The organism is Blastocatellia bacterium, from assembly GCA_025054955.1.
Lineage (GTDB): Bacteria > Acidobacteriota > Blastocatellia > HR10 > J050 > JANWZE01.
In genome coordinates this window covers 69,905-90,199 of record JANWZE010000056.1, presented here as the reverse complement: position 1 = coordinate 90,199, position 20,295 = coordinate 69,905, and the positions used below count along the sequence as shown (strand labels likewise).

Genomic DNA, 20,295 nt, shown 5'->3' with positions numbered 1-20,295 from the left:
TGTTCTTCCGCAGCGCACCCCGGACGTCAGCCTTCAAAGTAACGTGACAAAAGTTCGTGGCGTTGTTGGAATGCTGCGACGTGTTGCAGCTTTGGCCGGAAAGCGGTGAGCGTCACCGCACTCCAAAATATCCCGTCCCCCAAAATGTCCCAGAACGGTTGTCCACCTACTAAGCATGCATCGAAGAGATGGGCTTATAACACCAACTCGGCCATCATGCGCAAAGTCTGGACGTCATCAGTACCACACAGAAGCGTCGTCACGCCGGCCTCACGCCACGCTGCCAATTGATCAGCGATGCGCTCGCGTGGGCCGCACAGCGCGACCTCATCAACCAGTGCGTCGGGTACGGCGGCAACAGCTTCTCGTTGGCGACCGGTAAGGTAGAGCTCTTGAATGCGCTCAGCCGCTTCTTCGTACCCGTAACGACGGGCAATGTCGTTATAGAAATTCTTTCCGCGCGCGCCCATGCCGCCGATATAGAGCGCCAGCAGCGGCTTGACCTTGGCGCGGCAGGCGGCGACATCCTGGCCAACAACAACCGATGCTGTCGGCGCAATATCAAAGCTGGCCTCAGCCGCGGCTGCGCTTCTGCGGGCAAATCCTTCGTCAAGCCACTGGCGATACAAATTCACGCGCTGCGGCGAGAAGAAAACCGGCAGCCACCCATCAGCAATCTCGGCAGCCAGGGCAACATTCTTTGGCCCGACGGCTGCCAGATAAATCGGGATCTGAGCGCGTCGCGGATGCAGCAGCAGCTTGAGCGGTTTGCCCAATCCCGTACCACCTTTGACGGGAATTTGGTAATGCTCGCCGTGATACTCCAGCGGCTGCTCACGCTTGAGAATCGTTCTGACAATCTCGACATACTCACGTGTGCGCACCAGCGGCTTACCATAGGGCACGCCATGCCATCCTTCAACTACTTGTGGACCGGACACGCCCAGGCCAAGCAGAAATCGGCCACCGCTTAAATGATCGAGCGTCGCCGCCGTCATAGCTGTCATAGCAGGCGTGCGAGCTGGCATCTGCATGATGGCCGTGCCAACGTTGATGCGCTCCGTCTTGGCGGCCAACCACGTCAGCGTCGTAACTGCGTCTGACCCCCATGCTTCCGCCGTCCACACAGAATGGTAGCCGAGTTGATCCGCTTCGCGGGCTAATGTGACATGATCTGAAGGCTCTGCGCTCCAGTAACCGAGATTCAATCCGAGTCTCATGAGAAATCCTCCATTGTCCCTGAACAGAACGAGGCTGTGTAACATGACGTCAATTCCGCAAAGTGTCAAGGAGAATGATCAAAGGAAAAGACCAGTAGTTCAGAGAAAGGCCGTGTTTGGTGAAATGACCTGGACGCAGCAGGAGTAGAACGTCCCATGGTATGACTCATGCCAGTCAGTCATCCGATGGAGTGAGCAACGTAATCGGCAAGCAGGAGCAGAACATCCCAAGCAACAGCCTCTAGTTTTCCGTGTACATTTGTGTGACATTGTCATGATAGTGGATCACCTTCCAGAGGCCGCGCAAGCGGCCTCAGAGAAGGTAGCCAGCCGTGCAACGTCTGGAACAACAGACCAAACAATCGTGGCGCGTTGGAGACGCGCCGAAATGTGCGCGTGCGTGGCCGGCGACCGGACAGCATGAACGAGCTGATGAGGGAACAGGTGGCGGCTGTTGAAGGCGCGAGGGATTGGGGATGACGCTCACCCAGATGTTTCACGTCTGGCTATTCTCTAGTGCGCGGCTGCCGCCGCCGTTGCTGCCGCAGCTCGCTCGGTTCAAAACGCCACCCGTGTGCGTGGAAGATGATTGGCTTGATTCTGGTGCTCATGACTTTTTTCGCTGTGGAGCCTGGAATGTGAATATGAATTAGATCAAACGCTCCATTATCCGCATCGTCAACTCTGACCGACACGCCCAATCTCTCCAACTGTTCGATCAATGCTGGGATATATGTTGCAATCCAACCAAGCATCTGTGTGCCTAAAACCGCAGAGGTGATACGGCTGAGTCTCTTGAGCTCTACGATGAACTTGACCTTCATCAAAGCGTTTCCCCAGTTCGATGATTTCCGGGCTCTCATCTGCTATGAGCAGGCCGAGCTATGAAAAAATACACCTGATGCTCACATTCTTCCCGTTTGTTCTGCTCAGACTCGAACAACACCGTGATCATTTTCTATCACCCACGTTTTACACAAACACTACTCAAATGAGCTGATGGGGCTTTAATGGCGCAGGCGCGATCCTGCGATTGATAACAGCACTCGCACGGCATGCTTTCAATGATAAGCAACACTATCGTCGCTGCCGATGCAACGTATGGTCTATCACGGTGCTCATCTTTTCCACATTGAGAGTGCCGCCGAGAAATTCGTTGATCCGAGCGACATGATCGTTGGGGGCGTCGAGCAGCTCATTATAACTGACGTACAACACATCCATGTTGGGTTGTGTTTTAATCCAGGCCTCAACGTCCAGCAGATGCTTATGGAAGAGGGCTGCCATTTTCTCATCACTAACCGTGTCGGTTGGCTTGCCACGTCGAATCAGCATCTGCGTTTGTGACGCGAGAATTTCTTCCATCTTGCGACGCATGAAGATGACCTTGTAAGTGTAGGTCGGCGGCAGATGCAACAGGAGACGCGAAATCACCTTCACCACACGCCCGCGGGCCTCTTCGAGCCACGCTGTATCGTCGGGCAATTTCTTCACCCGCTCAAATTCGTAATAGCCTTTGGGATTGTCTTCATCGGGCGTGCGGATATGATCGGTGAGCGGCTCCAGTCCGCCCGCTTCCAACATCTTCATCATCATGGATGTGCCTGAGCGAGGCAGCCCTGATACGACTACAACCGTATTGCGATCCATCATCGTGCTCCCTTAAGAATGTGGCACAGGCATTCCCGCCTGTGCTCCATTTGCATTCTTCGTGGCGTGCCCTAGCATAGGGACGATTCCTTGCTGAGCGCACAATATAAAACGTGGTCTTTCCCGCTGCAACCGGTATAACGCTTTGGCGCGTTCATAGCTTTCGGCATGAACCAGCCCTATGGGGGACCTGACAGATTCACTGACATAAGGCTTTGGCGCGTTCATAACTGTCCGGCGTGTTCATGTCGAAGAAGAACCACTGGGCGCCGGGCAGGGAACTGAGTTCACGCCACTGGACCACGCGCGTCCGCACACGAGGAAACAGCGCGCGCGGCGCCAATTCCTTTGATTCAATCAAACGGATCACCTCACTCAAGCAACGTCGCGCGTAGAGCGCGCACAATGGTTGAAGTCGTCCATCTTCGCTGCGGGGCACAATCGCGTCAAAGTCATTGGCCTGAGCGATCAAATAACGGAGCAGTGGCGCTGTGAGAAATGGAAGGTCGCAGCCGAGGATCAACGCCCAGTCGGCCTGGCAGTGTTGCAGGGCTGCATGAATTCCGCCCAGCGGGCCAATCCCACGATACGTGTCCGAAATCAGCGGGCAGTTCAAGAACCGGTAGGAATTTGCATCGTTGGCCACAATGGTAACCGAAGGGGAAATTTGCATAGCGACGGCCAGCACCCGTTCGATACACGTCTGGCTGCCCAGCGGCAGCAACGCTTTGTTGCAGCCCATCCGCGAGCTGTGACCGCCGGCTTGAATGAATACGCTGAGTGATAGCGTGTGAGTGAATGAATCGTCTTTCATCCTTCCCGTCGAAGATGATCGTGTCCGCGTGGCAGCAGCGGGGTCAATGTTCCCGCTTGCTCTAACGACACGCGGCCTGGCTCGTTGGTGATCTCGCCAATCATGGTGATTGGCAAGTCGCCGAGTTGCGCTCGCAGTGATTCAATCTGCCCGACATCTTCCGGCGCCACCGTGAACAAGAGTTCATAATCTTCGCCGCCGTTCAATGCTGCGTCCAGCGCTGTCAGGTGAGCCTCCTGCGGCAATTCTTTCACGATTGGCAGGTCGGCTGCATGAATGACAGCGCCCACGCCGCTGGCTTGGCAGATATGATGCAGGTCTGTTGAAAGCCCATCGCTGATGTCAATGAGCGCCGTGGCCAGTTGGCGCTCGGCAAGAGCGCGGCCAACCTCCAAGCGAGGCGTCGGCTGAAGGTGAGCCAGAATCGGCTGTTGCAGATGAGCCGGCAATTCAGGCGCAAAACGGTAGCCGTGTTGCAGCAAGCGAAGTCCTATTGCAGCCAGCCCCAGTCTGCCGGTGACAAAAATCCAGTCGCCCGGCCGCGCTCCCGCGCGGCGCAACGCACGTCCCGCTGCGCATTCGCCAATGATGGTCAACGTGAGCGTCAGACCGCTCAGTGAAGCAGTAATGTCGCCGCCAACAAGCGTGGTCGCATGTTGATCAGCCAGCGCCAACATTCCGGCCAGCAGTTCCTCGACAAGCGACGGCTCGGTATCCTTGGGCAGACTCAATGAGAGCAACGCGAATCGCGGCGTGCCGCCCATTGCTGCGATGTCACTCAAATTGACAGCCAGCGCCTTGTGCCCAAGCATCCGCGGCGGCGTGTAGTGACGCTGAAAGTGAATGTTCTCGATCTGCGAGTCAATCGAGAGCAGCCACCATTGCTGCTCATTTTTGCGAATGATGGCCGCATCATCCCCGATGCCGAGGATCACGTCTTCAGCCGAACGCTCGGCGAGCGCGGCGATCTGTGCGATGAGCGTTGCTTCGCTGAACATGGACAACGAGCCATGCATGGCACCAATCTCCACGAATGATGCTTCGTGGTTCATTGACGCCATGGATCATCTCATTTGGTCTTCACCGGAGGCGCCGGTCGGGTCGGCAGTTTTTTAGGATTTTGCCTGAGCAGTTTCAGGATTTCTTCCACGCCGCGCTCCAGTTGTGGGTCTCGACCTTCGATGACTGACTTCGGATCATTTTCGACGACAATGTCCGGGTCAACGCCGTGGCCCTCGATGATCCACTTGCCGTCGGGTGAAGCGAAGCCAAACTCCGGCACATTGACAACGCCACCATCAATCAGCGGCCCGCGATTCGTGATGCCGACGACGCCGCCCCACGAGCGTTTGCCGATCAGTGGGCCCAATCCTGCCTGCCTGAACATTGCCGGGAAGATGTCGCCGTCGGAAGCCGACGTTTCGTTCAGTAAGCAGACCATCGGCCCGTGCAGTAACGTGCCGGGATAGGTCGTCGGATCGTCATTGGTTCGAGAGAAGCCAGTAGCCAACAATTCCCGTCGCAATCGCTCGATCAGCATCTGCGAGACGTTGCCGCCACCATTGCCGCGCACGTCAATAATCAGTCCTTCCTTGCGCACCTGACCGTAAAACCATTTGATGAATTCGCGGATGCCGTCTGCGCCCATGTCCGGGATGTGCAAGTAACCGACGCGGCCGTTGGTCATCTGCGAAACTTTCTCGCGATTGCGCGTGACCCATTCCAGGTAGATCAGCTCACTCTCATCAGAGATTGGATTGATCATCACCTGTCGCGCGCCGCTCATCTCAGGTTTATCGTTGACCGTCAGTTGCACTGGACGATCCGCTTTGTGGCGCAACAACCGGTAAGGGTCATCATTGGCGCGGAGTTCTTCGCCGTCAATCGCCAACAGGTAATCGCCGACGTTGACATTGATGCCGACCTCCGTCAACGGCGACCGGTAGCGGTCTTCTTCGTTCTGGCCTTTGAAGATTTTGCTGATGCGATAACGGCCTGATGCTTTGTCCAGTGTGAAGCGCGCTCCGAGCAGTGCCACGCGCGGACGAGGCGGAATATCGAATTCTCCACCTGAGATATAGGCATGGGACACATTCAATTCGGCCACCATTTCGCCGAGCACGTAGTTCAGATCAGAGCGGTGCGCCACATGCTGGAGCAGCGGACGGTATTGCTCGCCAATAGCCTTCCAATCGTAGCCGTGCATGTTCTCGACGTAGAAGAAATCGCGGAAACGTCGCCACACTTCATCGAAGATTTGCGCCCACTCCTCTGCCGGCACGCGATTGACCATCAGGCCTTTGGTAGAGACTGTTTTCTTTGAGCCTTTTCCGTCCGGCGCGGCTTTGTAGAGGTTGTAGGCCGATCCTTCGCGCACGAGAATTTTAGAACCATCGGCGCAGACCGCATACGCGGAGGCGTCTTCAACCAACACGGTCTCTTTACGGTCCTTGATGGAGAAGATGTGCAGCGCCGGTTTTCGGTCACTTTCGCGTCCGTAGTAAAATGGCGCGCCACGCACGTACAGCAGATGTCCTTTGATCGCCGTCAAATTGCTGTAATTGTCCGACGGAATCGGGATGCGCGTGACCCGGCCGGCCAGTCCGTCAAAGTCAATCTTGATGTACTCTTTCTTCTTGTCATCCTTCTTTTCCTCTGGCGCTTTTGGCTTCTCGGCTTCTTTCTCAATGGTGACTTCGTCACTTTGCGGCGGCAGCAAGTGCTTCACGTCTTTGCGCAAGGCCAGCGCAAAGATGCCCGCCTGACGAGCGCCAGCAAAATTCCATTCGACCGTGGAAATCTGAGGCGCGAACTCACGGTTGCTCACGTAATATAAGTAGTTGCCTTCAGGGTCCCAGGCTGGATTGAACTCGGTGAAGTATTCGTCGGTGATGCGACGCGTTTGCCCGTCACTGACGCTCCAGATGTAGAGCGAGCGGAAGCCGGTTGGGTCGGACAAACTGAACGCCAGATGGCCGCCGCAGGGCGACCAGGTGTAATCGCGCACTTGGCCGCGCTTCTCGTCGGCGATCTCAAGCAATTTCTTATCTTCCACGGTGAGCACGTAGAGCTTGCCGTCTTTGTCGCTAAACGCGAGCCGTTTCCCATCGGGCGCCCATTCAGGCGCATAGCGCATAGCCTTACCGCCGCTGGTCAGTTGGTCGAGTCCGCCGGAGCCGTCTTGATTGATCAGGTAAATTTCTTCCTCGCCGGTGCGGTCTGAAATGAAAGCGATCTTGGCTCCATCTGGCGACCAGCGAGCCCACTTATCATGGGCGTTGGAAGAACTGGTCAGGTTGCGCGTTGGGCCGTGCTCAATCGGCGCCGTGAATACATCGCCTCGAGCGACGAACAACGCGCGCTCGCCTTTGGGGCTGAGCGCGAAATCTTCGACCAGTTGCTCGGCTGACGCGCGCGCCGGTCGCATGGCGACGCCATCATTTGGCACGAAGATAGAAATTTGCCTGGACCGGCCAGACTTGGTGTCGAGCACGCTCAACTCGCCGCCTAGCTCGTAGACGATCTCGCCGTCCTCGCCACGGCTTGGCCATCGCACATCCCATTTTGTGCTGCGTGTGATCTGCTCCGTCTTTTTTGACGCGACATCGTAAGCGTAGATATTCAACGTGCCGTCACGGTCTGAAGCAAAATAAATTTTGTTCCCGATCCACATTGGGTCACGATCCGTGCGTGGATGCTCGGTGATGCGTTGAAGCGCATACGTCGTCAGGTCGAAGATGTAGAGGTCCTGCGCCCAACCGCCTTGATAGCGTTTCCACGTGCGGAAATCGCGCACCAGCGGCGAGTACGCTATTTTCTTCCCGTCTGGTGAAAGATCGCCCGCGCCGGAAACCGGCATCGGCAATGGCTCGGCCGGGCCGCCCTCCATGCTAACTGTGTATAGCCGCGTGTCGGTCAAATCAAATCCGTCACGCATCGAGCGGAATAGAATCTTGCCATCATTGGTCCAGCCGTAGACCTGATTGTCGTAGCCCCAGCGTGGTGGCAACGGACCGCGCGCGGGATAGTAGGTCAATTGCTTTGGCGGGCCGCCGCCGGCCGGCATGACGTAAACTTGCTCGTCGCCGTCATACTGGCCGGTGAACGCGATCCATTTGCCATCGGGCGAAAACTTGGGGAATAACTCAAGTCCGTCATGCGCCGTCAGTCGCATCGCCGTGCCACCGGTCGAAGGGGCGATCCACAGGTCGCCAGCATAACAGAAGACCACTTTGTCTCGATGAATATCCGGAAATCGTAACAGCTTGGTTTGTGCCCAAGCCGAACCCGTCATCAACAAGCTCAGTATGAACGCGGCCAGAATGAGAATCTGTGGCCGTGCTAGATCATGACGCATAGACAAGCCTCCTCGATGGTTTTTATCAATTGAGTCTGCTGAGCGAGCAAGATGATATGTTTTCCGTTGGCTGTCAAGGGAATGCCGCCATTGGCAGCGCGAAAAGCACGGCGCGGACCTATGCCCATGTTGACAAGCGGCTGAGTGCCTGCCTTCATGAGCAGGGAACCAGGCTTGTTGAACAATTCGCTCGTCTGATCTAAACCGTGGAGAAAAAGACCACGTTTGTGAAGCCAAAAGCATGGCGAGACCTAAACTAACTGAAGCGGGAATGTGCAACCTTCACTCGGCATTTAGTCACGTTATGGCAAATGAATTTGTTGCTTCGCGGGTGGCAGCCGCGCACACAAGGGTAGCCAGACGTGAAGCCTCTGAGTGAGCGTCCATCTCCCTTTGGAGTGCTGCGAGATGTTGCAGCGTTTGAAAGCGGTGACACGTCACCGCACGCCAAAAACCGCGGCCGGCTGCGCATTGGCGTATGGTGCGGCAGCGGCGCTCGGTTGTCGGGGCGTCTCTTGGCGTATGCTCGCGTTGACAATTCAATAGCGACTGACGGGGCTAGAGATGTGTAGATACCAATGGCGCACGCAGCGTGCATGAGCTCGCAGGATGCTGGGCCACCAGGCTAAAGGCAATTGAAGTCGCTCTTAATCGAGTAAGTCGAGGAAACTCTCGAGCTGCTTAGAGCTGGGCGTGTCGTGTCCCTGCTTCTGTATGCTAAGCGATTACGTCGAGGAAGCTCTGCCCCTGCGACAGGCGCAGGCCGAAGTTCTCAGCAATGGTTTGACCGAGGTCGGCTAAACTTGAACGAATGCCCAAATCAACACCGGGCGTAACACGGCGACCATAGGCAAGGATCGGCACATATTCACGTGAGTGATCGGTTGAAGGTGTAAGCGGGTCGCAGCCATGATCCGCTGTGAGCATCAACAGGTCGTCGTCTTTGAGGTGAGCTTCAATTTCCGGCAGCCGCGCGTCAAATGCTTCCAGCGCGCGGGCGTACCCTTCTGGGTCATTGCGATGGCCGTAGAGCATGTCAAAATCAACCAGATTGACAAAAATCAAGCCACGGCCATCCGAAGCGGTCTCGCGCAATGCCCGCAGCGTGCCATCCACGGACGCCATGTTATTGCCGGCGGGAATTTCTTGCGTGAAGCCTCGATGGCAAAAGATAGAGCCAATTTTGCCGACACTGATAGTTTGATAGCCGGCTTCTTTGAGCAGATCAAGCATGGTGGCGCCGGGAGGCTCAATCGCATAATCGCGCCGGCGCTCGGTTCGTTTGAAGTGGCCTGGTTGACCGATGAATGGCCGGGCGATGACGCGCCCGACGCGGTGCTTGCCGGTCAGCAGCCGGCGGGCGATTTCACAGATGCGATAGAGTTCTTCAACGGGGATGACGTCCTCATGCGCGGCCACCTGGAATACGCTATCGGCTGAGGTGTACAGAATCGGCCGACCCGTGCGCATGTGTTCCTGGCCTAACTGCTCGATGATCTCCGTGCCTGATGCCGGATAGTTGCCCAGTACGCTTCTGCCAATCGCTTCTTCAAACGGTTTGACAACTTCATCAGGGAAGCCGTGAGGATACGTCGGGAACGGAACCTCGGTGAGCAGGCCGGCCATCTCCCAATGACCCGTCGTTGTATCTTTACCACGGGAGGCGATGGCCGCACGTCCGAAGGCGCCTTCGGGCTGTGCAGCCGGTGGAAGTTTCATCGGTCGGATGTTGCCCAGTCCATAGCGGCGCAGATTGGGAACCTCTACGGGGCGGTACTCAAATAAATGACCCAGCGTATCGCTGCCTTCATCACCATACTCGCCGGCATCCGGCATCTGGCCGATACCGACGCTGTCCAGCACCATGAGGACAACGCGATTGAACTTTTTCCCTTGAGGCATACGAATGCTCCACGAGGTAACCCACTCGATGCCGAGACATCAACCGGCTGACCGCGACTCCTGCATTGGAGCAGGATGTTTGTAGTACAAAATACGTCCACAATTATCGCAGTTAATCAGCATATCGCCTCGGCGAACATCTGCGTAAGCCTGCGGGCGAACCGTCATAAAACAGGCTGTGCATGACCCATCACGGACTTCGGCTAGTGCGAGGCCATCGCGTAATTGAGCGAGTCGGTTGTAACGATTCAGAATGTCCGGTGGCACGGTGGCGACCAATTCCTGCCGTTGCTGCTGCCATGTGCAAAGGTCAACTTTGAGCTTCTCGATTTGCTTGACACATTCTTCGATCTTGGCATCGAACTCGCGGCGCTTTATCTCGATGTCCGGCTTCAATACGTCGAGCTCTTTCTCCAGTTGTTCCAGTTGTTCGATTTTTTCCAAGATTTGCGTTTCTAGGGCGCTGGCTGCCTTCTTGGTCACGTCAATTTCGCGCAGGACGCTCACATACTCCCGCTCATTTTTGACGCGCATCAAATCCTGCTTGTACTTGTCCAGCTTGTCTTCCAGTTCTTTCAGTTTTAATTCGGCCTGGCGGCGTTCTTGCAGCGTCGTTTCGTAGCGGTTTTTCTTGTCAAGATAATCGGTGGCGATAGCGTTGAATTGATTTTCGATCTCGGCTTTCTTGCTTGGTAGGTTGGCAATTTCTCGTTCAACTTGTCTGATTTTTATGTCGAGTTCCTGTAAGGCAATCAGTTTCTGTAATTCTGATTTCACAATCAGGTCCTCCGAGTGTCGAACCAACCCGGCCTGAGCCGGATTTTGCCCGTTGTGTTCTTGAAGTCATATCTCTGATCATACGCCTTATCGTTCATGTGTTTGAGACGAGCGCGATTATAGCACAAGCTAGCTTCAACAATGAAGACTCCCACGAAAATGGCTACAGATTGCCCAAAGGTAGTGGACAGTGAGCAGTGGAGCATCGCCCATGAGCTGCGCGCACGCCACGAACGATGAAAATGGTTATTTTCAGGGGAGCATCGTTTTGGAGTGCGGCGGCAAGCCCGCAGGGCGCGACGCCGCTTTGGCCTGCTGCGGAGTGTCAGGAGGGAAAGCGCCGTCGCCGCTTCGCTCTGCCGGCGCACTCCAAGAAAAAGTCAGGAATTGCCCATGCGCTGTGCGCCTGCCACGAACGATGAAAATGTTTATTTTCAAGGGAGCATCGTTTTGGAGTGCGGCGGCAAGCCCGCAGGGCGCGACGCCGCTGTGGCCTGCTGCGGAGTGTCACGACAGAAAGCGCCGTCGCCGCTTCGCTCTGCCGGCGCACTCCAAGAAAAAGTCAGGAATCGCCCATGCGCTCCGCGCACGCCACGAAGAGGGAAAATGGAACCACGGATGCACACAGAGGAACACGCACCATGCCTCCATCTGTGTGAATCTGTGTCCATCCGTGGTTATTTTCCAGTGAATCGCCCGTGAGCTCCGCGCTCGCCACGAAGGATGAAAATGGTTATTTTCAGGGGGAAAGGAAAATGGAACCACGGATGCACACAGAGGAACACGGACCATGCCTCCATCTGTGTGAATCTGTGTCCATCCGTGGTTATTTTCCAGGGAGATCCCGTCGGACTGATGGGTTGACATGAAAAAAGTCACAATGTTATAAGGAAGCCTCTTTTCAATAAAGAAGCAAGCGGGGCCGTATTCGTTTGTCGTCTGCCGGGCAAGTAGCCGCCGACCCGGAGCATAATGAGGTCGTTGTGAGACAGGGGCAGATGTCGTTTCGATTGATCGCCGTTGCCGCGATATTGGTGGGAGCTACTGGACTCTACCTTCAGACTCCACGCGGGCACGCGCCACAACAGCCGATTGCCCATAGTCACAAACTCCACGCCGGCGATTTGCAGATCAATTGTCTGTTCTGTCATGACGGAGCGCGCCGCTCGGCCATTGCCGGCGTGCCGTCCATGCAGCGGTGCATGGGATGCCACAACGCCATCGAGAAGGAGACGCCGGAGCTGCAAAAACTGAAGGCTGCCTGGGATGAAAAAAAGCCGATCGAGTGGATGCGCGTTCATAAGCTGCCGGAGTTCACTCGGTTCAATCATAAGCGGCATCTTGCCGCTGGTATCACCTGCCAGACCTGTCACGGCGAGGTTCAAACGATGGAAGGAGTTCGGCAGGTCGCGCCGTTGACGATGGGATGGTGTGTCCAGTGCCATCAACAGCGGCAAGCCTCGCTCGATTGTTTAACGTGTCATCATTAGCTGGCGAGTCTTCGTCGCGCATGAGCGGCGCAAGCGCAGATACTGAATCACGCAGGATAAGCAATACATGACAAAGCCGGATGTGAATCGTCGTCATTTTCTGAAGCTCGCTGGTCTGAGCAGCGTGTCGGCTGCGCTCAGCGGCTGCGCGCAGCAGCCGTCAACCGACAAACTCATTCCTTACTTGGTTCCACCTGACCACACGGTGCCGGGCGTTTCGGCTTGGTACGCGACCGTTTGTCGCGAGTGTCCAGCCGGTTGCGGCGTCATCGTGCGCACGCGGGAAGGCCGAGCCGTCAAGGTTGAAGGCAACCCGCAGCATCCCATCAATCACGGACGACTATGCGCGCGGGGTCAGGCTTCGTTGCAAGGCCTCTATAATCCCGACCGCATCAAGCAGCCGTTGCGCCGCTCTGCTTCAGGGCAGTGGCAACCGATCGGTTGGGAAGAGGGTGAACAATTGCTCGCGGAAAAGCTCAAGGCGTTGCGCGCTACCGGCAAAACGGATCGCCTCGTCATCGTGACACCGCTCGTCACCGGCAGCTTGCAGCGGCTCATCAAAGACAGCTTGGCGGCGCTCGGCGGCGGGCGCCACATCCGCTACGAAGCATTTTCCTATGAGCCGCTACGAGCCGCTAATCGTCTCACATTCGGTCGTGAAGCCATCGCAGAGTATCTGTTGGATGAAGCTGAGGTCCTCATATCGTTCGGCGCCGATTTTCTTGAAACGTGGCTCTCGCCGGTCAATTATGCCGGCGCATTCGCTCGCATGCACGCGCTGCGCAACGGCAAGATCGGCACATTCGTGCACATCGAACCGCGCTTGTCGCTGACGGCGGCCAATGCCGACCAGTGGGTGATGATTAAACCCGGCACGGAGGCGGTCTTAGCGTTGAGCATGCTTCACGTCATTATCGAAGAAGGATTGAACACCACGAGAGCGAACGTTGAGCTGATCCGCGGCTGGGTTGCCGCATTCACGCCGGAGGCAGCGGCAGAGAAGACGGAGGTCTCGGCTGAGCGCATTCGTCAGTTAGCCCGCATGTTGGCCCAAGCCAAGTCGGGGTTGGCCATCGCCGGCGGCGTCGCCACCTGCGGTCACAATGCTACAATGACGGCCATTGCTGTCAATTTGCTCAACTATGTGACAGGCAATCTCGGTAAGACAGTTCGCTTTGACGCTGAGGCCAGCATCGGCCAGGCCAATTCGTTCGCCGATATGCTCGCGTTGACACATGCGATGAATGCCGGCGAAGTGGATCTCTTGATCCTGCACGATGTCAACCCGGTGTTCACGTTGCCGCACGCGGCGGGTTTTGAGGCAGCCATGCGCAAAGTGCCGTTTGTTGTTGGACTATCGAGTTTCATGGATGAAACGATAGCGAATGCTCATCTGGTGTTGCCGACGCACACGCCGCTGGAATCGTGGGGCGATTACGAACCACGCGCCGGCGCGCGCGGCCTCATGCAGCCGGTCATGCAGCCCGTGTTCGACACGAAATCGCCGGGCGATGTGTTGCTCTCGCTGCTCAAGCAGGTGGATGAAACGGCGAGCGAAAAATTTCCCTGGGAGACGTTTCATTCCTACGTGCAGGATGTCTGGAAGCAGGTTCATCAGGGCATGGCCGGTGATGAAGACTTTCTCACGTTTTGGCAAGAAGCATTGCGGCGCGGTGGCCTCTGGCAGGCTCGTTCGAGCGAGCCGGTTCGACTCACGCTCAGCGCCTTGGAGACGGCTTCGGTTGAGCCAACCTTTGAAGGTGATGGTTTGCATTTGATGGTCTATCCGTCATCTCATCACTTTGACGGACGCGGAGCCAACAAGCCGTGGCTGCAAGAGATCACTGACCCGCTGACGAAAATTGCGTGGGATAATTGGATTGAAGTGCATCCTGAAACAGCCCGTCAATTGGGGCTCACAGACGGCGATGTCGTGAGGGTTTCATCGCCGTATGGTCAGATTGAGCTGCCGGTGTATGTCTACGCTTTCATGCGGCCGGATGTGGTCGCCATCCCGTTTGGTCAGGGGCACACACAGTACGGGCGCTATGCCCAGCATCGTGGCGCTAATCCGGCGGCCTTGCTCTCGCCTCAACCAGAAGCGATCTCAGGCGGCTTGGCCTGGCAGGCTGTCCGAGTGCAATTGCAGAAAACCGGACGACGCCATGATCTGGTCAGTTCCGAAGGCAGCCGCACGCAAGCTGGGCGGGGCATTGCTCAGGTTGTCTCGTTGACCGAGGCGTTGCATCCGCCGCCGCGCGATGTGCAACACGTGCCTGATATGTATCCAGCGCACGCGCATCCTGAGCATCGTTGGGGCATGGTGATTGACTTGCAAGCATGCATCGGGTGCAATGCCTGTGTGGCCGCCTGCTATGCAGAGAACAATCTGGCTATTGTCGGCAAGGAACAAATGAAACGTCGCCGCGAGATGGCCTGGATTCGGATCGAGCGATACATCGAAGGCACGCCCCAGCAGCCTGACGTGCGGTTTGTTCCGATGACCTGTCAGCACTGCGATAACGCGCCGTGCGAACCGGTCTGTCCGGTCTATGCCACCGTGCACACGGATGAAGGACTCAATGCGATGGTTTACAACCGCTGTGTGGGCACGCGGTATTGCTCGAACAATTGTCCTTACAAAGTGCGAGCGTTTAACTTCTTCGATTACCAATGGCCTGAACCGCTCAATTGGCAGCTTAATCCAGATGTCACCGTTCGCACCAGAGGCGTCATGGAGAAGTGCACCTTCTGTGTGCAGCGGATTGTTGAAGCGCAGGATCGCGCCAAGGATGAGCAACGGCCCGTGCGCGATGGTGAAGTGATTCCCGCCTGCGCTCAGACGTGCCCCACCGACGCGATTATTTTCGGCGATTTGAATGACCTCACCAGTCGCGTCGCGCAGCGTTCCAGCGATCCGCGCGGCTATAGGATTTTGGAACAGTTGAACACAAAGCCGGCAATCACCTACCTGAAGAAGATCACACAGGTATCATCTGGAGGATCGGGTGATAATGACTGATGATGATTTGTGGTTCATGCTGGCAATCAAGACCATGAGCGGGTGAAGAGGATTATGGCTCAAGCAAAGACAACCACCGAGCCGACACCGCATATCACCTATGGGCAGGTCAACCACGATATTCTGCGTGCGATGGAATTGCTGGGCCGCCGGTATTATCTATTGCTGGCGCTTGACCTGCTGGTGTTGGCCTGGGGTGGTTACTGCTGGTCGGTCATGTTGCGCAAGGGACTGGGCGTAGCCGGATTCACCAACAGTATCCGTTGGGTGACGTTCATCATCAACTTCGTATTCTGGGTCGGCATCGCCCATTCGGGCGCAATGATTTCGGCGATCCTCTTTTTGTTTCGCGCGCGATGGCGCACCGCTGTGGCGCGCAGCGCCGAGGCGATGACGGTTTTTGCCATCATGACGGCTGCCCTGTTTCCCATTATTCACCTGGGACGCGCCTGGTTTGCATACTGGCTGTTTCCCTATCCGAACCAACGACAGTTGTGGGTGAACTTTCGCTCGCCGCTGATATGGGACATGTTTGCTGTGAGCACCTACTTTGTCATCAGTGTGATCTTTTGGTACATGGGATTGATTCCAGACCTGGCGGCGGCCCGCGACCGCTCGCGCGGGCTACGCGGCAAGCTCTATGGACTTCTCTCGCTGGGTTGGCAAGGTCGCGGTGAGCAGTGGGTCCATTTCAGCAGCGCGTATCTATTCTTTGCGGCGCTGGCCACACCGCTGGTGGTTTCCGTCAGTAGCATCGTTTCATGGGACTTCGCGATGGGATTGGTCCCCGGTTGGCACAGCACGATCTTTGCTCCATATTTCGTTGCCGGCGCAATCTTGTCTGGGCTGGCGATGCTGATTACGCTGCTGGTGCCGGTGCGGAAAGTCTTCAGGCTGGAGCCTTATATCACCCTCCACCACTTCGATAATCTGGGGAAGATGGTCTTGTTCATTTCGATGATTGTGACCTATGCCTACATCAACGAATTCTTCATTGCGTGGTATAGCGACAATCTATTCGAGCAGAGCGCGTTTCGTTTTCGCGCGTTTGGTCACTATGCCGTTGTGTTCTGGGTGATGATTGCTTGCAATTCGGTTATCCCGCTGCTACTGTGGTTCAAATCGGTTCGGACGAACCTTGCCTGGTTGTTTGTGATTTCGGTTCTGGTCATCATCGGCATGTGGCTGGAGCGATTTGTGATTGTGGTCGGGTCGCTCTCGCATGATTTCAATCCGTGGTCGTGGAGCGTCTATCGTCCGACGTGGGTAGAAGCGGGGATCATGGCCGGTAGCTTTGCCTGGTTTTTCCTCTGGTTTTTGCTCTCCATCAAGTGGTTGCCGGTTGTCTCGATGATGGAAGTCAAAGAGGCACTGCCACCGCCGTTGAGCAAGGAGGGTGACCGCACATGAAACCGACGACGTGCCGCGAAAGAATCGAAGCGACGCCAGGCTGGGTGAGCAAGGAGGGTGGCTGCGCATGAAACCGACAGGCGCCTTAGGAATTTTCTCTCATCTGGATACTGCTGTGCGAGCGGTTCAGCAATTGCGTCGGCAGGGCTTTCATCATCTTGTTGTGCATGCACCGGTCCCGCGCCATGAGTTGCTGGAGGCGTTGGAACATACGAGCAGCTCGGTGGGGATTTGGACGTTGTGTGGCAGTGTGATTGGTTTTGTTGGCGGATTTGCAGTTGCTGTGTGGACTTCATTGGACTGGCCGATGATGACTGGCGGCAAACCGATCATATCGGTTCCTGCGTTCATTGTCATTGCCTTTGAGTTGGCCATCTTGTTTGGCGGGCTTGCTACGCTGCTTGGATTCTTCGTCAACGCTCGATTGCCCCGAAGCATGAAAAACGTCGTGTATGACCCGCGATTCAGCGAGGATCATTTTGGGATTTTCATCGGTTGTCGCGCCGAGGATGTTGACGCAGCGCACGCTGCATTGCAGGCCGTCGGCGCCAAGGAGGTGCGCGTTGAAAACTCCTAGGATTTCGCTTCTGTTGTCGCTCGTTCTTTGTTTTTGTGTGGTTGTTGTGCTGGCTTTGCCGTGGACGCGCGACATGTACAGGTTTCCGTCGCTCTGGCCGTACGAATGGGAGATGAGGCCGCCGCCGGAAGGTTCGCTGCCAATTCGTGACGCTCAATTGCCCCTGTCTCGCCTGGAGGCCGAGCAGCGCCTGAAGAACCCGGTCGCAGCGACGCCGGCCTCGATTGAAGAGGGACGGCAGCTTTACCTGATTTATTGCGCTGTCTGTCATGGCAGCGAGGGCAAAGGGGATGGAACCGTGGCGGCCAAGTTGATGACGCCGCCGCCAGATTTGACCTCGGAGTTCGTCCAGGCGCGCAGCGATGGATTTTGGTTCGCCACGATTCGCTATGGAGGCGTGATCATGCCGGCCCTCGGTTCATCGCTCTCGGTTGACGAAACGTGGGCCATTGTCAATTACCTGCGCAGCCTCAAACCGTAGCAGCGCGGGCATTGGTCACGTTGTCGCTCAGGTGACGCAGCGACCCGCCTCGATCAAACCTCTGACAGCAGATTCATCGCACCGAACCTATGAGCCAACATGGTCACGAACAAATCATTATCGCCGCGATTCCAGCTCGGCTGCCGCGCCGATTGGTGGTCAGCTTGAGTGTGTTCATCGCCGTGGGACTGATGGCGCTGATCGTTGGCGCCAGCGGCGAGCAGGCGCTACGAACATGGCAAATCTTTCTGGTCAACTTCCTGGTCTGGTCGGGCATCGGCCTTGCCGGGGTCGTTTTTGCTGCGATCTTGCATGTGACAGATGGGCGTTGGGCTGGCCCCATTCGGCGGCTGGCCGAAAGCACAGGCGCCTTCCTGCCAATTTCCTATGTGGCGTTCTTGCTCTTCTGCATCGGCGGACAAGCCTTGCTGCCGGGGACTCGTCAGCCGCTCGGCTCGCCGGATAAGGCAGCGTGGCTTGCGCCGCGATTTCTTCTATGGCGCGACGCAATGGCGCTGCTGGTCTTAGCCGGAGTGAGCTGGGTCTTCTTGTATCACTCGTTGCGTCAGGATGTAGGACTAGCCGCGGAGCGCGGTTATCGTCGGCCAGGAAAAATAAACCAATGGCTCATTGCAAACTGGAAAGGCATTGATGTGGAACGGGCGCGGGCGCGGCGCATTCTGTCGCTCGTCTCGCCTCTCTTGCTGATTCTGTACGCTTACCTGTTCAGTTTGCTGGCTTATGATTTGGTCATGTCGTTGGCCGTTGACTGGTATAGTAATTTGTTCGGGCTACAGTTTTTCATGACCAACCTCTACGTGGGACTGGCTGCTATCGCTATTATCACCCTTGTAGCCCGTCGCCATCTTGGCTTGGAAGCCTATGTAACGGTCGCTCAATTACACGACGTGGGCAAACTGCTGTTTGCGCTGGCTGCATTCTGGGCCTATTTGACATTCACTCATTACCTGGTCATCTGGTACGGTAACGTGCCTGAGGAGACCGCGTATTTGATCCGTCGCGCCCATGAAGCGCCGTGGTCATTCGTAGCGCTCATCGTGGTCGCATTCTGTTTTTTGGTGCCGTTCATCGGATTGTTGGGCCGCGAGCCGAAGCGTCGTCCGTGGGTCTTGCTGAGCATTTCGGCGATCATTATGATTGGCGTCTTATTGGAACGATTCCTGCTGATCGCACCGTCTCTTTGGCACGAGCGTGATTTGCCGTTGGGCATTCTTGAGGTGTTGATCACAGGCGGTTTTGCCGGCGCCTTTGCGCTAAGTGTCTTGATGTTTTTGCGCGCGTTTCCGGCGCTGCCGTTGGCTGATCTAACCATCTATGGCGGTGTGCATCAGCCGGTCAATGCGCCAACTCCGTGAGGTGAGGCAGCGCAGGTTTGTTGGATTGATCAGTTTGGACCGACGGGCTTCTCAGCCGATGCAACGTCAGCGTGCGGACCGGCATCTCAGCCGCCCATCGGTTCAATCATCAGGTGTATTGGAGAAGCCAGAGAAGTTGGCTGTCATCTTTGCCATGATTTAACAACTTTGCATACTTTTTGGAGGGATGTCGGATGAAGCGAATGCATTCAGTGACTTATTTCAAAGTGTTCTCGATATTGGTTACTGTTGGAGTGGTATTCAGTTTTGGTGGCCTGTATCCGCTTCAACATCGAGTGATGGGGCAGAGCGGATGGACAGCGCCGGAAAGTGCCAAAGCCGTGAAGAATCCGGTGAAAGCTGACGCTGCGTCGCTGGCAAAGGGCCAGGAGTTGTACAGGGCCAACTGCGCGACGTGTCACGGTAACAAGGGTGAGGGTGATGGCCCGATGGCCAAGCGGCTGAAGGTCAAGCCAGCCTCCATCAAGTCAGCGATTAAGGGCCAGACGGACGGCGAGTTGTTCTGGAAGATCAGCGAAGGCAAACCGCCGATGCCGCCGTTCAAGTCCTCGCTCAAGGAGGCAGACCGTTGGGCGATTGTCAATTACATTCGCTCGCTCTAAAAACGCCTTCATAAAGAATAGCCGAGGTGGTTCATGTGCGTTGAGCACGCACGAACGATGAAAATTTGGGAGCGCCCCCTTCCAGCAGGCCGGACAGGCACGCCGGAGGCGGTGCGCTCCTGGGGATTTTTCTGAGAGGACGAGATTATGAGAAAGCTCATCGTGCTTGGCATATTGTTTGTCAGCAGCGATGCCGTATTGTTGGCCGCGCCGCTCACCGCCTGGTCATTCAACTACCAACAGGCCTCGCTCTCAGTGCAGCTCCCCGCCGAAGCTCAAAAGCAAAAACCTAAGAAGACCAAGAAACAACATGCACGTGACAAAGTTTATTCGAAGGAGGACATCCTGAAAATTCAAAAAATCCTCAGCCGTTACGACTACTATGATGGACCGATGGATGGCAAGCTGAATGACGAGTTGAAACAAGCGATCCGTGATTTTCAGGATGACGAGAACTTACCCAAGACGGGCGAGCTGGACGAAGAAACCTACAAACGGATCATCTCATTACAAGCAGAAGAGTCAAACCAGGAGCCGCCACGACGATGATTCAGCGTAGTGAGTCGCCAGGCTTGCGCCGTGAGAGCGGCATATTG

General features: G+C 56.2%; 16 protein-coding genes. 8 read left to right on the top strand and 8 right to left on the bottom strand.

Annotation, left to right across the window (positions count from 1 at the left end; all coding sequences use genetic code 11):
• Positions 1-194: 194 nt before the first annotated feature.
• The 8 genes from NZ823_07910 to NZ823_07875 all read right to left on the bottom strand — a co-directional run bounded on the left by NZ823_07910 (position 195) and on the right by NZ823_07875 (position 10,720).
• Positions 195-1,220, bottom strand: a complete 1,026-nt coding sequence (locus NZ823_07910; protein MCS6805053.1) for an LLM class F420-dependent oxidoreductase — start codon at positions 1,218-1,220, stop codon at positions 195-197.
• 506 nt (positions 1,221-1,726) lie between these two features.
• Positions 1,727-2,044, bottom strand: coding sequence for a hypothetical protein (locus tag NZ823_07905; GenBank protein ID MCS6805052.1), 318 nt, complete (start codon positions 2,042-2,044; stop codon positions 1,727-1,729).
• A 253-nt stretch (positions 2,045-2,297) separates the two neighbouring features.
• On the bottom strand, positions 2,298-2,873 hold the full coding sequence (locus NZ823_07900) for a sulfotransferase domain-containing protein (protein ID MCS6805051.1): 576 nt from the start codon (positions 2,871-2,873) through the stop codon (positions 2,298-2,300).
• 196 nt (positions 2,874-3,069) lie between these two features.
• On the bottom strand, positions 3,070-3,684 hold the full coding sequence (locus NZ823_07895) for a molybdenum cofactor guanylyltransferase (GenBank protein MCS6805050.1): 615 nt from the start codon (positions 3,682-3,684) through the stop codon (positions 3,070-3,072).
• Entirely contained in the window at positions 3,681-4,745 is a 1,065-nt protein-coding gene (gene thiL, locus NZ823_07890; GenBank protein MCS6805049.1) for a thiamine-phosphate kinase, read from the bottom strand. Before thiL ends, NZ823_07895 begins: the two co-directional genes overlap by 4 nt.
• 8 nt (positions 4,746-4,753) lie before the next feature.
• Entirely contained in the window at positions 4,754-8,041 is a 3,288-nt protein-coding gene (locus NZ823_07885; GenBank protein MCS6805048.1) for a S41 family peptidase, read from the bottom strand.
• A 717-nt stretch (positions 8,042-8,758) separates the two neighbouring features.
• The gene (locus NZ823_07880; protein ID MCS6805047.1) at positions 8,759-9,943 is read right to left on the bottom strand and encodes a phosphopentomutase; all 1,185 of its coding nucleotides are present in this window, start codon (positions 9,941-9,943) and stop codon (positions 8,759-8,761) included.
• A 39-nt stretch (positions 9,944-9,982) separates the two neighbouring features.
• Complete coding sequence (locus tag NZ823_07875; GenBank protein ID MCS6805046.1) at positions 9,983-10,720, bottom strand: C4-type zinc ribbon domain-containing protein; 738 nt, start codon at positions 10,718-10,720, stop codon at positions 9,983-9,985.
• A 983-nt stretch (positions 10,721-11,703) separates the two neighbouring features.
• On the opposite strand from NZ823_07875, the gene NZ823_07870 reads away from it, so the two are divergent.
• The 8 genes from NZ823_07870 (at position 11,704) to NZ823_07835 (ending at position 20,248) form a co-directional block, all read left to right on the top strand.
• Positions 11,704-12,210, top strand: a complete 507-nt coding sequence (locus tag NZ823_07870) for a cytochrome c family protein (protein ID MCS6805045.1) — start codon at positions 11,704-11,706, stop codon at positions 12,208-12,210.
• Between the two features lie 67 nt (positions 12,211-12,277).
• Positions 12,278-15,232 carry a molybdopterin-dependent oxidoreductase gene (locus NZ823_07865; GenBank protein MCS6805044.1) on the top strand — a complete coding sequence of 985 codons (2,955 nt, stop codon included), beginning with the start codon at positions 12,278-12,280 and terminating at the stop codon, positions 15,230-15,232.
• A gap of 54 nt (positions 15,233-15,286) precedes the next feature.
• Positions 15,287-16,642, top strand: a complete 1,356-nt coding sequence (gene nrfD, locus NZ823_07860) for a polysulfide reductase NrfD (GenBank protein MCS6805043.1) — start codon at positions 15,287-15,289, stop codon at positions 16,640-16,642.
• 67 nt (positions 16,643-16,709) lie between these two features.
• Complete coding sequence (locus NZ823_07855) at positions 16,710-17,219, top strand: DUF3341 domain-containing protein (protein MCS6805042.1); 510 nt, start codon at positions 16,710-16,712, stop codon at positions 17,217-17,219.
• Positions 17,206-17,700, top strand: a complete 495-nt coding sequence (locus NZ823_07850; protein MCS6805041.1) for a c-type cytochrome — start codon at positions 17,206-17,208, stop codon at positions 17,698-17,700. The genes NZ823_07855 and NZ823_07850 overlap by 14 nt, the downstream gene beginning before the upstream one ends.
• An 89-nt stretch (positions 17,701-17,789) precedes the next feature.
• On the top strand, positions 17,790-19,076 hold the full coding sequence (locus tag NZ823_07845; protein MCS6805040.1) for a hypothetical protein: 1,287 nt from the start codon (positions 17,790-17,792) through the stop codon (positions 19,074-19,076).
• 194 nt (positions 19,077-19,270) lie between these two features.
• Complete coding sequence (locus NZ823_07840; protein ID MCS6805039.1) at positions 19,271-19,699, top strand: cytochrome c; 429 nt, start codon at positions 19,271-19,273, stop codon at positions 19,697-19,699.
• A gap of 147 nt (positions 19,700-19,846) precedes the next feature.
• Positions 19,847-20,248: a peptidoglycan-binding protein gene (locus NZ823_07835; protein ID MCS6805038.1), complete on the top strand. Its 402-nt coding sequence runs from the start codon at positions 19,847-19,849 to the stop codon at positions 20,246-20,248.
• Positions 20,249-20,295 lie beyond the last annotated feature (47 nt).

Bases quoted from the DNA above. Each gene is read 5' to 3' on its own strand.
- NZ823_07910 (MCS6805053.1), bottom strand. From the start codon at position 1,220: ATGAGACTCGGATTGAATCTCGGTTACTGGAGCGCAGAGCCTTCAGAT.
- NZ823_07905 (MCS6805052.1), bottom strand. From the start codon at position 2,044: ATGAAGGTCAAGTTCATCGTAGAGCTCAAGAGACTCAGCCGTATCACC.
- NZ823_07900 (MCS6805051.1), bottom strand. From the start codon at position 2,873: ATGATGGATCGCAATACGGTTGTAGTCGTATCAGGGCTGCCTCGCTCA.
- NZ823_07895 (MCS6805050.1), bottom strand. From the start codon at position 3,684: ATGAAAGACGATTCATTCACTCACACGCTATCACTCAGCGTATTCATT.
- thiL (MCS6805049.1), bottom strand. From the start codon at position 4,745: ATGGCGTCAATGAACCACGAAGCATCATTCGTGGAGATTGGTGCCATG.
- NZ823_07885 (MCS6805048.1), bottom strand. From the start codon at position 8,041: ATGCGTCATGATCTAGCACGGCCACAGATTCTCATTCTGGCCGCGTTC.
- NZ823_07880 (MCS6805047.1), bottom strand. From the start codon at position 9,943: ATGCCTCAAGGGAAAAAGTTCAATCGCGTTGTCCTCATGGTGCTGGAC.
- NZ823_07865 (MCS6805044.1), top strand. From the start codon at position 12,278: ATGACAAAGCCGGATGTGAATCGTCGTCATTTTCTGAAGCTCGCTGGT.
- nrfD (MCS6805043.1), top strand. From the start codon at position 15,287: ATGGCTCAAGCAAAGACAACCACCGAGCCGACACCGCATATCACCTAT.
- NZ823_07855 (MCS6805042.1), top strand. From the start codon at position 16,710: ATGAAACCGACAGGCGCCTTAGGAATTTTCTCTCATCTGGATACTGCT.
- NZ823_07845 (MCS6805040.1), top strand. From the start codon at position 17,790: ATGAGCCAACATGGTCACGAACAAATCATTATCGCCGCGATTCCAGCT.
- NZ823_07840 (MCS6805039.1), top strand. From the start codon at position 19,271: ATGAAGCGAATGCATTCAGTGACTTATTTCAAAGTGTTCTCGATATTG.
- NZ823_07835 (MCS6805038.1), top strand. From the start codon at position 19,847: ATGAGAAAGCTCATCGTGCTTGGCATATTGTTTGTCAGCAGCGATGCC.